Below are 13,866 nucleotides of genomic sequence, written 5' to 3' on the forward strand. Positions count from 1 at the left end.
GGTTGACGTTATTTCACCGGATACGCTTTCTTAATGCAATAGTTAGCTGATATTCTACCACACTATGAGCAAAACACATTTAACAGAACAGAAGTTTTCCGACTTCGCCCTGCACCCGGCAGTGATTGAAGCCCTTGAAAAGAAAGGGTTTCATAATTGCACACCCATTCAGGCCCTCGCCCTCCCGCTAACGCTGGAAGGTCGCGATGTCGCCGGGCAGGCGCAAACCGGTACCGGTAAAACGATGGCGTTTCTGACGTCAACGTTTCATTATCTTCTCACACACCCGGCTATCGTTGACCGTCAGGTCAATCAGCCGCGGGCGCTAATCATGGCGCCGACGCGTGAACTGGCGGTACAGATCCATGCCGACGCTGAACCACTGGCGCAGGCGACCGGTCTGAAGCTGGGACTCGCGTACGGCGGCGACGGCTACGATAAGCAGCTGAAAGTGCTGGAAAGCGGCGTGGATATTCTGATCGGTACCACCGGTCGCCTTATCGATTACGCTAAACAGAACCATATTAACCTCGGCGCTATTCAGGTTGTCGTGCTCGACGAAGCCGATCGCATGTACGATCTCGGCTTTATTAAAGATATTCGTTGGCTGTTCCGCCGTATGCCGCCCGCGAATCAGCGCCTGAACATGCTTTTCTCCGCCACCCTTTCTTATCGCGTACGTGAACTGGCGTTCGAACAAATGAACAACGCCGAGTACGTTGAAGTTGAGCCAGAGCAGAAAACCGGCCACCGTATTAAAGAAGAACTGTTCTACCCTTCCAATGAAGAAAAAATGCGCCTGCTGCAGACGCTGCTGGAAGAAGAGTGGCCCGATCGCGCGATTATTTTCGCCAATACCAAGCATCGCTGTGAAGATATCTGGGGTCACCTGGCAGCGGACGGCCATCGCGTTGGCCTGTTAACCGGCGACGTCGCGCAGAAAAAACGTCTGCGTATTCTTGACGAATTTACCCGCGGCGATATCGATATTCTGGTCGCAACCGACGTAGCTGCTCGCGGTCTGCATATTCCAGCCGTGACGCACGTCTTTAACTACGATCTGCCGGACGATTGCGAAGACTACGTTCACCGTATTGGCCGTACCGGCCGCGCTGGCGCCAGCGGTCACTCCATCAGCCTGGCCTGTGAAGAGTACGCGCTGAACCTTCCGGCGATTGAAACCTATATTGGTCATTCGATTCCGGTGAGCAAATACAATTCGGACGCGCTCATGACTGACCTGCCTAAGCCGCTGCGCCTCACGCGCCCGCGTCCGGGCAACGGCCCGCGCCGCAACGGTCCGCCACGTAATCGTCGTCGTTCAGGTTAAAGAAATATGCCATACACAAAATCGTTCAAGCAGCATCAAGGCCGCAAGAAAGCGAATCGCAACAAGCTGACGCTGGTCAGCGATTCGGGTACAGAGAACGCAGCCAACACAGAGGCAGTTTGAAAGATGAAGTGTATGAGTTCCACCTCGCTCTATGCCGCTATCGATCTGGGATCTAATAGCTTTCATATGCTGGTTGTACGCGAGGTGGCCGGAAGCATCCAGACCCTGAGTCGCATCAAACGCAAAGTACGTCTGGCCGCAGGCCTGAACAGCGACAACACGCTCTCTGCGGAAGCTATGGAACGCGGCTGGCAATGTTTACGCCTGTTTGCCGAGCGTTTGCAGGATATTCCTCCGGCGCAAACCCGCGTGGTGGCTACCGCGACGCTGCGGCTGGCGGTGAACGCCGGCGAGTTTCTGGAGAAAGCGCGGGACATTCTCGGCTGCCCGGTGCAGGTTATCAGCGGTGAAGAGGAAGCACGCCTGATTTATCAGGGCGTGGCCCATACAACCGGCGGTGCAGATCAGCGTCTGGTTGTGGATATTGGCGGCGCCAGTACCGAACTGGTTACCGGCACCGGTGCGCAAACGACCTCGCTTTTCAGCCTGTCGATGGGCTGTGTGACCTGGCTGGAACGCTACTTTGCCGATCGCAGCCTGACCAAAGAGAACTTTAGCCAGGCCGAAACCGCTGCGCGTGAAGTGCTGCGCCCCGTCGCCGATGTTCTGCGCTACCACGGTTGGAAAGTGTGCGTCGGCGCATCCGGCACCGTGCAGGCGTTACAGGAAATCATGATGGCGCAGGGGATGGATGAACGCATCACCTTAGCCAAGCTACAGCAGCTCAAACAGCGCGCGATTCAGTGCGGACGTCTGGAAGAGCTCGAAATTGAAGGCCTGACGCTTGAACGCGCGCTCGTCTTTCCTAGCGGCCTGGCGATTCTGATTGCCATTTTCAGCGAGCTCAATATTCAGTGCATGACTCTCGCGGGCGGGGCGCTGCGCGAAGGCCTCGTTTACGGCATGCTGCATCTGTCGGTCGATCAGGATATTCGCAGCCGTACGTTACGCAATATTCAGCGCCGGTTTTTGGTAGATACCGAGCAGGCACAGCGCGTTGCTCAGTTAGCCGCCCATTTCGCTCATCAGGTAGAAAAGAGCTGGGAAATTGAGCCGTTATGCTTTGATTTGCTGCAAAGCGCCTGCCAGTTGCATGAAATCGGTTTGAGCGTGGAGTACAAACAGGCGCCGCTGCACGCCGCCTGGCTGGTGCGCAACCTGGACCTGCCCGGCTTTACCCCCGCGCAAAAGAAGCTGCTGGCAACGTTGCTGTTAAACCAAACCAACGCCGTCGATCTATCTTCCATTCATCAACAGAACGCGGTGCCGCCGAGAGTCGCTGAGCATATGTGCCGTCTGCTGCGCCTGGCTATTTTATTTGCCAACCGCCGACGCGACGATCTGCTGCCGATGATGACGCTGGCCGCTGAAGATGAGTGCCTGACGCTGACCCTGCCGCAGGGATGGCTGGAAAACCATCCTCTGGGTCGGGAAATGGTCGAGCAGGAGTGCCAGTGGCAGAGCTACGTTCACTGGCCGCTGCAGATTATCGAGGATAGCGCAGCAATATAGCCCAATCAGGGGGATACCATGCGAGAAGAACTGGACTTCAAATCGCTGCGTTTTTTTCCGCCCTCTTCCGTCTGGGCAATGTCTCTCCCGCCGCCGAAGCGCTTAATATCAGCCAGCCGACCGGCAGCTTATTGTTGAAAAAACTTCGCGAGCATTTCGACGATCCCCTGTTTGTGCGAATCGGACAGCGTATGGTGCCCACGCCGCGCGCAGATGATATTGCTCAGACCGTTTTTACTATTCTTCAACTGGTCGATAACCAGCTCCCTGGCAACCCTGAATTTAACCCCCAAACCAGCACACGTAATTTCACTATCGGCATGACTGATATCAGCCAGATGACGTTGTTGCCGCCGTTGCAAGCACAGCTACAGCAGCTTAACGCCGAAGGCATTACTATTTCGGTGCTGAATATCGATGATCAAACGCTGGGTGCGCTTGAGTCTGGGAAGTGCGATTTAGCTATAGGCTATCTTAGGCAGCTACCGGATAACATTTACCAGCAGCGCCTGTTTGATCAATCCTACGTATGCCTGACAGCAGAAAACCATCCGCGGATCCGAGCCGCGTTTACCGCCGAGAACTGGCGCCAGGAAAAGCATCTGGCCGTTCACGTCAACGGGACCGGGCATGGCGATATCGATAGATTACTTAACGAGTACGGTATGCCGCGACGCATCGCCCTCACTCTTCCCAGCTTTTTAGGCGCAGGCGAGCTGGTTGCGGGCAGTGAATTGATTGCCGTCGTCCCCGAGCAGCTGGCAAATCATATTATTACTCGCTATCCCTGCTGCAGCTGGCCGCTGCCATTTTCGCTGCCGGAAATTGCTATTCGCCAGGTCTGGCATCAGCGTCTGCACCGCGATCCCGGGCACATCTGGTTGCGGTCGCTGATCGTAAACTTACCCACAACCGGCAGTAGCAAAATTCCCTATTAATTTTCCGGCTCCCGGAGGTCATGCTGTATTAGCTTTTCTGATACCCTGTATTGCATTCTGTTTATTGCTGCCAGTACGTAAAAAATCCTATTCTCCTCGCATCAGGTCATATTAAAACCAAATAGAGGAATAGAATATGCGTGGAAAAATCGCGTTAGAAGAACACGTTTCAACACCTAAAAACAACAGCCTTTGGGACTCTACGGGTGAAGCCTCAAGAAACGGTTCTGAATATATGATGGACGTTGAGCGCCGCTTATTAGATCGTAGCTATCAACTGGATGAAATGGCCCAGAGAAATATCGACCATGTTATTCTTTCTCTAACTTCCCCTGGCGCTCAATCTATTTTGGATAAAGCCACAGCCGTATCTTTTGCGCGCGAAACCAACGACTACATCATCGAGAATTATGTTAAACCTAATCCGGATAAATTTAGCGCATTCGCTACTCTGGCATTACAAAACCCCGAAGCTGCGGCCGAAGAACTGGAGCGTGCGGTAAAAAAATTGGGCATGAAAGGCGCGCTGATTAACGGTTACACCAACGTCAAGGATAACGAGCACGGTCTGTACCTGGATGATGAATCAATGCTGGTATTCTGGGATAAAGTCAACGAACTGAACGTTCCCGTTTATCTGCATCCGCGTGAGCCCTTAGAAGGCCCGGCGCGCGGCATCTACACCGGTTATGAAAGCCTGATCGGATCCGCCTGGGGCTTTGCCCAGGAAACCGCGGTTCATGCGATTCGCCTGATGATGAGCGGGTTGTTCGATCGCTATCCCAACCTGAATCTGGTGTTGGGTCACTTAGGCGAAGGCCTGGTTCATATGCTGCCACGCACCCAACACCGTCTCTATCGTCAGCGTTTCGGCTGCGGCCTGGGCAAAGCAGAAAAACCGTTAATGCACTATTTGCAGAATAACTTTATCGTCACCACCAGCGGCCATTTTAATACCTACTCTCTGCAAAATGCGCTAGCTATTATGGGTCCGGATCGCGTGATGTTCTCCGTCGATTATCCGTATGAAGATATTCATCAGGCCTGTGATTGGTTCGATCCTCTGGAAATGGATAGTGAACTGAAGAATAAAATCGCCTGGGGTAATGCCAGCCGCGTATTTAATATTAAATAATTCCATCCAGTATTAATGAAAGGGCCTGATATCAGGCCCTTTCATTTATGGAGAATATATCATGCCGGTAGGAATCTTTGTTTGCAGTGGCTCGCTACTTGTCGGCGCAATTTTTGGCGCATCGCTCAATCGATTTATTCCCGAACATTTAAAAAAGACCTTACCTTTAATCGCCGGGTTAATTTCTATTAGCATGGGCGTGTTTTTTCTCAATAAGCTGATGAATCTGCCGCCCATTGCCCTGGCTGTCATCGTCGGCACCATTATCGGTAGCCTGCTGCATATCGAAAAAGTTATCGAAAATGCCGGAATAAAGCTTCGGGGCCCCGTTGAGAAAGTATTTCCCGGCAAAGGCAGTGCCGATATTGATCCCCAGGATTTCACTAATCAGTTTATCGCCGTACTGATCCTGTTTTGCGCCAGCGGAACCGGTATTTTTGGCACATTAACCGAAGGTATGACAGGAGATGCGACCATACTGCTCACCAAATCCATTCTCGACTTTTTCACCGCCGCTATTTTTGCCTCCGCGCTGGGGTACATCATCGCCGTTATCTTTGTGCCCCAGCTTATTGTATTCGCGATCCTTTTCTTCGCCGCCAGCGTTATTATGGCGTTAATCACCCCTTCAATGATCGCGGATTTTACTGCCTGCGGCGGCATCATCATGCTGGCAACGGGCTTTCGACTCTGCGGGATTCGCGCTTTTCCGACGGCGAACATGCTGCCATCGCTACTGCTGGTGATGCCCTTCTCCGCCGCCTGGCAACAGTTGATCGCCTGAACGCTATGCTACCAGCATCGCCCGGATGCTGGTGTTACGCGTCTTTTTTGTGAGCGCTGCCCGGTTTACCGCCAGACGCAGACTGGAGTTTCACCCGGAAATCAAAGTTAAAGTAATTGCTCAGGCAAAATGCAGTACCGTACTCAAGCACCTCTCCCTGAGCATTACGACTTTTCAGCGTAATTTTCATCAATGGCACGCCTTGCGGCAGGTCGAGCAAATTCAGTTCTTCGCCGGAAGGGATATGTACCGTGAGTGAGTAGTCCTGGAGATCGGGAAAAATATTATTTTCCGCCCAGTGCGCGTACAGCGACCCTTCAAGCAGATCCGGACGGGGTAAAAAACGCTCGGGAATAAACATGGTTTCGATGGAGACCGGAAGCGCATCGACTAAACGCACGCGTTTTATTTTCGCCACCCGATCGCCGACGGCGATCTCCAGTTCACGAGCCAAAAAATCATCCGCCGCCAGTTTTTCCCTCACCAGCCATCGGTTAGATACCGTCCCCGAATTTTGCAGCTGGGCAGAAAATCCCCCGCTGGCAAGGTTATAGCTTACCGGCAAATTGACCTCGGTACCCTTTCCGTGACGCTTAATCACCAGCCCGGCTTCCAGCAGGGCATCCAGCGCCTTCACCACCGTCACGCGCGAGAGCTCAAGCGTCTGCGACATTTTACGTTCGGAGGGCAAAATACTGCCGTGCGTCAGCAGCCGCTCCGTCATTGCCGCTTCAATGGCTTGTTTAAGTTGAATATAAAGCGGCGCGGGGGCCTCTGCATTCAGACGCCCTTTTATATACTCAAGCAACGGTTGCGACATCGTTTCGTGGCCTTCCGGAATTTAGTAGCAGTGGATTTATCCTAGTGGATCCATACTGGAATTAGTAGCCCCATCATAACGTCTCCCCACCCTTTTGAGCGCCGCATTTTTCTTGCAGAATGCGCCTGCGATCACAGCATGACCATAAAGGACTTTAACTGGACTTAATCTGGATCTATTTTTAGGATAACTTTTATTCACTTGTTTCCGGGAGTCGACGATGTCTGATATTCGCCCTACTAATACCGCCGAAAGCCGCATCCTTGGCTGTCTTTACGGGCAAGCCATCGGTGATGCGATGGGCATGCCTTCCGAACTGTGGCCTAAACGCCGCATTATCAACCACTTTGGTTGGATTGAACGCTTCCTTCCTGGACCGAAAGAGAATATTGCGGCCTGCGAATTTCGCGCCGCAGAGTTTACCGATGACACCCATCAGTGCATCGCACTAATGGATGCCCTGAATGAAACCAACGGCGTGACCGATCCACTGGCTATTGCCAGGCATATTCTGCTATGGGCCAGACGCTGCCAGGCTTTTGAAAAAAATATTCTCGGCCCAACCTCGAAGGCCTCCCTGCTGGCGCTTGAACAGGGGCAAGCGCTCGATAAGATCGCGGCCAACGGCGTGACCAACGGTGCGGCAATGCGCGTGGCGCCTATGGGCTGTCTGCTGCCGACCCGGAATAAGCCATTTTTCATTGAGCAAGTTCGCCTCTCCTGCCTGCCGACGCACAAATCAGATATCGCCATCGCCGGCGCGGTAGTTATCGCCTGGGCGATCAGTCGCGCCATTGAAGGAGCCGGATGGCTGTTAATTAAAACGGAGCTGGCATCGCTCGCCAATGAAACCCAGCGCCAGTATGAGTCCACTTTTAGTCCACTTCTCGGTAACCGAATTAATCTCGCGCTGACCACGATCGCCAGCGAAACCGACCATCTGACAGGAATTGAACGTATTTATGAGGATATCGGCGCCGGAATGGATATTATCGAGTCTGTCCCCGCGGCGATTGCGCTGGTCGAGCTGGCAAAAACGCAGCCTATGAAATGCGCTATGCTGGCGGCCAATTTAGGCGGCGACACCGACACGATAGGCGCGATGGCAACCGCCATCTGCGGCGCGCTTCATGGCATAGAGGCGTTTCCTGAGGAACATATCCAACAGATTAATCGGGCCAATAGCATAGACTTCGCGCCTTACGCACAGCGGCTTGCAGGATACCGCTTCGCTTAATTGACAGAGGGCATCAATATGGACAGCAAAGCTTCATACGATGGAAATATCCAGACAGCAGATCCCGGAATGGCGGAGTTGGGGATTGATCTGGTCCCCCCGGTCCACCAGACACAAAAACCGATCCAGCTATTTTTCGTCTGGTGCGCCGCAAACATCGGCATTCTTGGCGTCGTTTACGGCGCAGTCATTGTATCGTTCGGCCTCTCCTTCTGGCAGTCGATTCTTGCCGCCGTGGCGGGCGTCGCCTCCTTTGCGCTGGTCGGCGTCACCAGTATCGCCGGAAAAATCGGCCGCACCACGACGCTGACGCTTTCACGCGTCATTTTTGGCAAGCGCGGCAACATCGCACCTACCAGCTTCTGCTGGGTAAACCTGATGGGCTGGGAGTCGGTCAATATCATTACCGGTACGCTCACCCTCGTTGCGCTGTTTGCCGCCATGGGTTTTGAAGAGAGCCTGACTACCACCGCGCTGTCGCTTTTTCTGTTTGGCGGCCTGACCGTGCTGGTTAGCGTGCTCGGCCAAAATGCCGTGCTGATGATGCAAAAGTGGATCACCCGTATCTTTGGCGCCATGACGCTGCTGGTCGTCATTTATCTGCTCTTCACCGCGGACTGGCAGGCCATCCTCGCGCTGCCGTCAGGTAGCTGGCTGACGGGCTTTTTGCCGGCGGTCTCTATTATTGCCGCGGGAACCGGCATCAGCTGGGCGATCGCCGGCGCCGACTATAGCCGCGATCAGCGCCCTGACTCCGGCGAAAAGGGGATTTTCCTCGCCGTTGTAAGCGGCGCAGCCCTTCCCCTGCTGCTGCTAATGCTGACCGGAATACTGCTCACCGCCCAAATCCCCGATCTGGCCTCCAGCGAAAACCCCATTTCAGCGATCGGTAAACTGCTGCCTTCATGGATGGCAATCCCCTATCTGGCTGCAGCTACCGCCGGGGTTGTGACTATCGCCGTGCTGAGTCTCTATTCCGCCAGCCTTAACCTGTTAAGCATGGGAATTAAACTGCAGCAGCGTTCCGCCGTAGCCATTGATGCCGTGCTGGTTCTGGGGATCGCCCTCTACGTGCTGTTTGTCTCGAAAGATTTTCTCGGGCCGTTCATCGCGTTTCTGATTTTCTGCGGCGTATTTCTTGCCGCCTGGGCCGCCATCTTTATGGTCGATTTTTATCGGATGCGCCGCCGTGTCGGCTATTCTGAAGCTGATTTGTTCAGAGAAAGCGGTGCCAACCGTACCGCGCTGGGCTGCTGGATTGTCGGCGCGCTGGCGGGGTTGATGGTCTCTAAAACCGGGTTTATCGACGGACCTTTCGCGGTCGGCATTTTCGCGGACTCCAGCCTCGGGTTATTCGTCTCTTTTATTCTGAGCCTGGTGCTCTATCTTGTCTTCGGACCGAAAAAGGGGGACAGCCGTGACAATCAGCGCTGACCAGCTATCGCCGCGGCGGCCGATCGTGGTGATCGGCGCCGCTTTTGGCGACATAATTCTCCATCTCGATGCGCTGCCGCAAAGCGGTAGCGATGTCCCCGCCCGCGACGGCGGACGGCAGATTGGCGGCTGCGCGTTTAACGTCGCCCGTGCGCTCTCGCGCCTCGAGCTGTTTCCCGTTAACGCCATACCGGTAGGCAATGGCGACTGGGGGCAGGCCGTTGCGCAAAAAATGGCGCTGGAAAACTTGCCCGTCCTCTTACGTCATCCCACCCACGATAACGGCTGGTGTCTGGCTCTTGTTGAAGCCGACAAAGAGCGGACGTTTATCACCATTGAGGGCTGCGAACAGCACTGGACTGATGAACTATTAGCGCAAATACCGCTGCCGAATGACGCGATTATTTACGTCTCGGGCTACGAACTGGCCAGCGAAGCGCTGCGCCAGTGGCTCCTTGCCCAGGCAGAAGATAAAACGCTGTTTGTCGATTTTGGCCCACGCCTGGGCGATCTGGATATTCGCTTTATTCAGGCGCTGCTGCGCAAACGCCCCGTTCTCACCCTTAATCGCGATGAACTTAGGGTGCTATGCGCGCGTTTATACGATCGGGATGGCGCCACGCTTGACGACGCCACTCGGCTCGCCAGCGACTGGCAGCTACGAGCAATTTGTCGGTTTGATAAGGATGGCGCGTGGGTGGTTGAACCTGACGCGCAACCGCAGCATATTCCGGCCTACCGTGTACAGGTTCACGACACGATTGCCGCAGGAGACAGCCACTGTGCCGGTACTATCGCCGGGCTGGCCTGCGGGATGGATCTGCAGCAGGCAACGCGGCTGGGCAATCAAGTGGCGGCCATTGTTGTCAGCAAACCTGGTTCAGACGGCGCTCCGAATCGCGAAGAGCTACGCCAGTTCCAGCGTCGAGAGGGCAACGGCCGCTAGCCGCTATTTACGCGCTTTCGCCAGCATCGCCCGGATGTTGGCGACGTTCGCTTGCCCTTTATGCATGCGCTCTTCCGGCGAAATAACTTTGCGCTCCTGCTCCCAAATCAGATCATCCTGCGGCAGTTCCAGCAGAAAACGGCTCGGCTCTGGCCGCACCAGTTCGCCGTACTGACGGCGCTCTTTGCACAGGGTAAAAGTCAGCTCTTTCTGCGCGCGGGTGATACCAACGTAGGCAAGGCGACGCTCTTCATCGACGTTGTCTTCATCAATGCTGCTCTGGTGCGGCAGCAGCCCCTCTTCCATACCAACCAGATAGACGTAGGGAAACTCCAGCCCCTTTGATGCGTGAAGCGTCATTAGCTGCACCTGATCCGTCTCCTCATCCGACTCGCCGCGCTCCATCATGTCGCGGAGGGTAAAGCGGGTAACGACCTGGGTAAGCGTCATCGGTTCATCGATCTCGCTGCCTTCGAGCATTTCGGTCATCCACGTGAACAGCGTATTGACGTTTTTCATCCGCATCTCGGCGGCTTTCGGGCTGGGCGAGGTCTCATAAAGCCAGGATTCATAATCCACGCCGCGGATCAGATCGCGGACAGCCGCAATCGGCTCGCGCTCGGAAAGCTGTTGAATCTCACGCAGCCAGTGGGTGAAGCGGGTCAAAGACTCGTAGCCGCGTCCGCTCAGCGTCTGGGTCAACCCCATATCGAAGCTGGCGGTAAACATGCTTTTATTGCGTCCCATCGCCCATTCGCCCAACTTTTTCAGGGTCGCCGAACCGATCTCGCGCTTTGGCGTATTGACGATGCGCATGAAGGCGCTGTCATCATCAGGGTTAGTCAGCACGCGCAGATAGGCCAGCAGGTCTTTAATTTCCGGGCGGGAAAAGAACGACGTGCCGCCGGAAATTTTGTACGGGATGCGGTTCTGCATCAGCATCTTTTCAAAAACCCGCGACTGATGGTTGCCGCGATACAGGATCGCGTAGTCCTTATAGGCGGTTTTATTAATAAAGTGATGAGCGATGAGTTCACCGGCAACGCGCTCCGCCTCATGGTCTTCGTTATTGGCGGAGAGCACCTTCAGCTCTATGCCATAGCCCAGTTCGGAAAACAGGCGCTTCTCGAAAACGTGCGGATTATTGGCGATCAGGATGTTCGCCGCCTTCAGGATGCGCCCTGATGAGCGATAGTTTTGCTCCAGCTTGATCACCTGCAGCGCCGGGAAATCCTGGCTTAGCAGTACCAGATTCTGCGGCCGCGCGCCGCGCCAGGAGTAGATCGACTGATCGTCATCGCCGACCACGGTAAAGCGCGCCCGCTGTCCCACCAGCAGTTTTACCAGCTCGTACTGGCTGGTATTGGTGTCCTGGTATTCATCCACCAGCAGATAACGGATCTTATTCTGCCAGCGTTCCCGCACCTCTTCGTTACGCTGCAGCAGCAGCGTTGGCAGGAGGATCAGATCGTCGAAATCGAGTACGTTGCAGGCTTTCATATGCGCATCGTACAGGCCGTAGCAGTGAGCGAAGATCCGATCCCGCTCCCCTTTCGCGCCGGCGGCGGCCTGAGAAGGTGTTTTCAGATCGTTTTTCCAGTTGGAGATCGTGGAGATCAGCTGCTGAAGCACCACTTTATCGTCTTCGATCAGCCCCTCGGTGAGCTCTTTTAACAGCGCGACCTGGTCAGTATCGTCGAACAGCGAGAAGTTTGATTTCATCCCTAACGCGGCGTATTCGCGCTTGATAATGTCCAGCCCCAGCGTATGGAAGGTGGAAATCATCAGCCCGCGCGCCTCTTTGCGTCCCAGCGTTTGCCCGACGCGCTCTTTCATTTCGCGCGCCGCCTTATTGGTAAAGGTGACAGCCGCAATATGGCGCGCCTGATAGCCGCAGCCGCGGATCAGGTGGGCGATTTTATTGGTAATAACGCGGGTCTTACCGGAACCGGCACCCGCCAGCACCAGGCACGGTCCGGTAACGAATTCGACGGCTTGTTGTTGGCCAGGGTTTAAACGCATGGGAGTCTTTTGCTCAATCTTCGAACGGGGTGGGGATTGTAGCAGAAAGAGGGGCACAGAGAGCAACAGGCTGCCCTTTCAGGCAGCCTGTAAATCGCTAAATCAGGATCCGGCGGCGGCAAGCGGCGCATAGCCATTACGCTGCGCGCTCTTGATCCAGCTGTATGAGCCCATGACCGCGATAGCCGTCAGCAGAACATACTCAAGCGACATTGCGTAAACGCCCTGTACCGCGTAGATAACCACGCTAATCACGTCGATAACGACCCACAGCAGCCAGTTTTCGACAAACTTACGCGTCATCAGTACCATGGCGGCAATTGACAACACCAGCATGGTGGAATCCCAGAACGGGAAGGCGTCGGGCTGGAGGTCGGGCATCGCCACCTGCATGCCGAACGTTTGCAGCAGGGCAATCATGATGCGGGTCAGCATCGCAAACACCGGATCGATAAACAGCGTCATCAGCACGATCGCCACCGCGCAAACGGCGCCCAGCGCCAGCGTTTGCTGACGGGAAAGCCAGCGAACCTTGAGCGTAGCTTCCTGCGCCTCGTTTTGCCGGCTCCATGCGTACCAGCCGTAAATGTTGGCGGCGAAGAAAAATACCTGCAGCAGCAGGCTGGCATAGAGCTGAATCTGGAAGAAAATGGCCGCAAACAGCGTGACGTTAATCAGGCCAAACAGATAATTGATGATTTTTTCCCGGCTGGCGCACCAGATGCACAGCAGACCGAATACGGTACCGATGGCTTCAATCCACGATAGCGCATAGCCGCCTTCGCCGAGAGGAATATTGACCATCACATTGTTAATGCTAAAAAAGTCCATCATAAACCTCCTTGCTGGCTAGCGGAATAAATGGCGCGCAGCGCCAGGGTAATTTGCCGTTCTTCGCCCTGCTGGCACAGAGCCTCCTGCTGGACATAATCATTGATGCTGCTATCCAGGCAACCGTTGTGGGCAACTACTACGTTGAGCAATGAGGCTGTACGTAACCCGCGCAGCGCGCCGATGGTCATCAGGGCGGCGCTTTCCATATCTGCACCCAGAATACCAAGCGCCGACCACTGTGCATCCAGCTCCGCCTCGCGATCGGTATAAAAACTGTCATGGCTGCGCACCAGTCCGCACGCGGCGGGGATATTCATTTGCCGCGCCTGCGCCATCAGCTCCCAGGTCAGCTGCGGGTCGGCGCAGGCCGGATAGCCTGCCGGCGCATAGGTTCGGCTGGTGCCGTCATCCATAACCGCGCCGTGGGCGATAATTACGTCGCCGAGCGCAAGATTATCCTGCAGGGCGCCGCAGCTGCCGATACGAATCAGGGTCGTAACGCCGATCTGGCGCAGCTCTTCAATGGCGATCGCAGTGGAGGGGCCGCCAATTCCGGTAGAGAGCACCAAAATTTCCACGCCCTGGTACCAGCCGCGTGCGGCGCGAAACTCCCGGTTCTGACCGAGCGGCTCGGGATTATCAAGAAAACTGACGATACGGTCGACCCTCTGGGGGTCGCCCGGCAGCAGCGCGTACCGCGCGCCGGTCATCTCTTTGCTTAACTGGATATGGGGTTGCAGCGACATACTCC

General features: G+C 55.1%; 11 protein-coding genes and 1 pseudogene. 8 read left to right on the forward strand and 4 right to left on the reverse strand.

The features are described from left to right. The first annotated feature begins 64 nt into the window (after nucleotides 1-64). From rhlB to ABLV11_RS07980, 5 genes and pseudogenes are all read left to right on the forward strand, one after another. Nucleotides 65-1,330, forward strand: a complete 1,266-nt coding sequence (gene rhlB / locus ABLV11_RS07960) for an ATP-dependent RNA helicase RhlB (protein ID WP_126489630.1) — start codon at nucleotides 65-67, stop codon at nucleotides 1,328-1,330. 126 nt (nucleotides 1,331-1,456) lie between these two features. Then, nucleotides 1,457-2,965, forward strand: coding sequence for a guanosine-5'-triphosphate,3'-diphosphate diphosphatase (gppA, locus tag ABLV11_RS07965; RefSeq protein ID WP_163470876.1), 1,509 nt, complete (start codon nucleotides 1,457-1,459; stop codon nucleotides 2,963-2,965). 18 nt (nucleotides 2,966-2,983) lie between these two features. After that, a pseudogene (locus ABLV11_RS07970) lies at nucleotides 2,984-3,903 on the forward strand (LysR family transcriptional regulator). Nucleotides 3,904-4,039: 136 nt separating this feature from the next. Continuing rightward, complete coding sequence (locus tag ABLV11_RS07975; protein WP_004116967.1) at nucleotides 4,040-5,038, forward strand: amidohydrolase family protein; 999 nt, start codon at nucleotides 4,040-4,042, stop codon at nucleotides 5,036-5,038. A 61-nt stretch (nucleotides 5,039-5,099) separates the two neighbouring features. Then, entirely contained in the window at nucleotides 5,100-5,822 is a 723-nt protein-coding gene (locus tag ABLV11_RS07980; protein WP_126489631.1) for a DUF554 domain-containing protein, read from the forward strand. A gap of 34 nt (nucleotides 5,823-5,856) precedes the next feature. Here ABLV11_RS07980 and ABLV11_RS07985 read toward each other — a convergent pair whose 3' ends face one another. Beyond that, nucleotides 5,857-6,642: a GntR family transcriptional regulator gene (locus tag ABLV11_RS07985; protein ID WP_004107628.1), complete on the reverse strand. Its 786-nt coding sequence runs from the start codon at nucleotides 6,640-6,642 to the stop codon at nucleotides 5,857-5,859. A 220-nt stretch (nucleotides 6,643-6,862) separates the two neighbouring features. Between ABLV11_RS07985 and ABLV11_RS07990 the strand changes: the two genes are divergently transcribed. Genes ABLV11_RS07990 through ABLV11_RS08000 form a run of 3 tightly spaced genes read left to right on the forward strand, consistent with a single transcriptional unit; the run spans nucleotide 6,863 to nucleotide 10,259 of the window. Next, complete coding sequence (locus tag ABLV11_RS07990) at nucleotides 6,863-7,879, forward strand: ADP-ribosylglycohydrolase family protein (RefSeq protein ID WP_126489632.1); 1,017 nt, start codon at nucleotides 6,863-6,865, stop codon at nucleotides 7,877-7,879. Nucleotides 7,880-7,897: 18 nt separating this feature from the next. Next, nucleotides 7,898-9,313 (forward strand): cytosine permease, encoded by a 1,416-nt coding sequence (locus ABLV11_RS07995; RefSeq protein WP_016808202.1) that lies wholly within the window; start codon nucleotides 7,898-7,900, stop codon nucleotides 9,311-9,313. Further along, a complete protein-coding gene (locus ABLV11_RS08000) occupies nucleotides 9,297-10,259 on the forward strand; it encodes a PfkB family carbohydrate kinase (protein WP_023329096.1) in 963 nt (320 codons plus the stop codon). Before ABLV11_RS07995 ends, ABLV11_RS08000 begins: the two co-directional genes overlap by 17 nt. Nucleotides 10,260-10,262: 3 nt before the next feature. On the opposite strand, the gene rep is transcribed toward ABLV11_RS08000, so the two are convergent. The 3 genes from rep to ABLV11_RS08015 form a co-directional block, all read right to left on the reverse strand. Continuing rightward, nucleotides 10,263-12,281 carry a DNA helicase Rep gene (gene rep / locus ABLV11_RS08005; RefSeq protein WP_126489633.1) on the reverse strand — a complete coding sequence of 673 codons (2,019 nt, stop codon included), beginning with the start codon at nucleotides 12,279-12,281 and terminating at the stop codon, nucleotides 10,263-10,265. 102 nt (nucleotides 12,282-12,383) lie between these two features. Next, nucleotides 12,384-13,112, reverse strand: a complete 729-nt coding sequence (pnuC, locus tag ABLV11_RS08010) for a nicotinamide riboside transporter PnuC (RefSeq protein WP_017145186.1) — start codon at nucleotides 13,110-13,112, stop codon at nucleotides 12,384-12,386. Further along, nucleotides 13,112-13,861: a nucleoside phosphorylase gene (locus ABLV11_RS08015; protein WP_172598526.1), complete on the reverse strand. Its 750-nt coding sequence runs from the start codon at nucleotides 13,859-13,861 to the stop codon at nucleotides 13,112-13,114. The genes pnuC and ABLV11_RS08015 overlap by 1 nt, the downstream gene beginning before the upstream one ends. Nucleotides 13,862-13,866: the final 5 nt, after the last annotated feature.

Origin of the sequence: Klebsiella sp. GW_Kp181 (assembly GCF_040062315.1) — a bacterium.
Taxonomy (GTDB): Bacteria; Pseudomonadota; Gammaproteobacteria; order Enterobacterales; family Enterobacteriaceae; genus Klebsiella; species Klebsiella oxytoca.

What these genes read in the sequence shown, in the direction of transcription:
- rhlB (WP_126489630.1), top strand. Translation starts at nt 65, where the DNA reads ATGAGCAAAACACATTTAACAGAACAGAAGTTTTCCGACTTCGCCCTG.
- ABLV11_RS07980 (WP_126489631.1), top strand. Translation starts at nt 5,100, where the DNA reads ATGCCGGTAGGAATCTTTGTTTGCAGTGGCTCGCTACTTGTCGGCGCA.
- ABLV11_RS08015 (WP_172598526.1), bottom strand. Translation starts at nt 13,861, where the DNA reads ATGTCGCTGCAACCCCATATCCAGTTAAGCAAAGAGATGACCGGCGCG.
- rep (WP_126489633.1), bottom strand. Translation starts at nt 12,281, where the DNA reads ATGCGTTTAAACCCTGGCCAACAACAAGCCGTCGAATTCGTTACCGGA.
- ABLV11_RS07975 (WP_004116967.1), top strand. Translation starts at nt 4,040, where the DNA reads ATGCGTGGAAAAATCGCGTTAGAAGAACACGTTTCAACACCTAAAAAC.
- pnuC (WP_017145186.1), bottom strand. Translation starts at nt 13,112, where the DNA reads ATGGACTTTTTTAGCATTAACAATGTGATGGTCAATATTCCTCTCGGC.
- gppA (WP_163470876.1), top strand. Translation starts at nt 1,457, where the DNA reads ATGAAGTGTATGAGTTCCACCTCGCTCTATGCCGCTATCGATCTGGGA.
- ABLV11_RS07985 (WP_004107628.1), bottom strand. Translation starts at nt 6,642, where the DNA reads ATGTCGCAACCGTTGCTTGAGTATATAAAAGGGCGTCTGAATGCAGAG.
- ABLV11_RS07995 (WP_016808202.1), top strand. Translation starts at nt 7,898, where the DNA reads ATGGACAGCAAAGCTTCATACGATGGAAATATCCAGACAGCAGATCCC.
- ABLV11_RS07990 (WP_126489632.1), top strand. Translation starts at nt 6,863, where the DNA reads ATGTCTGATATTCGCCCTACTAATACCGCCGAAAGCCGCATCCTTGGC.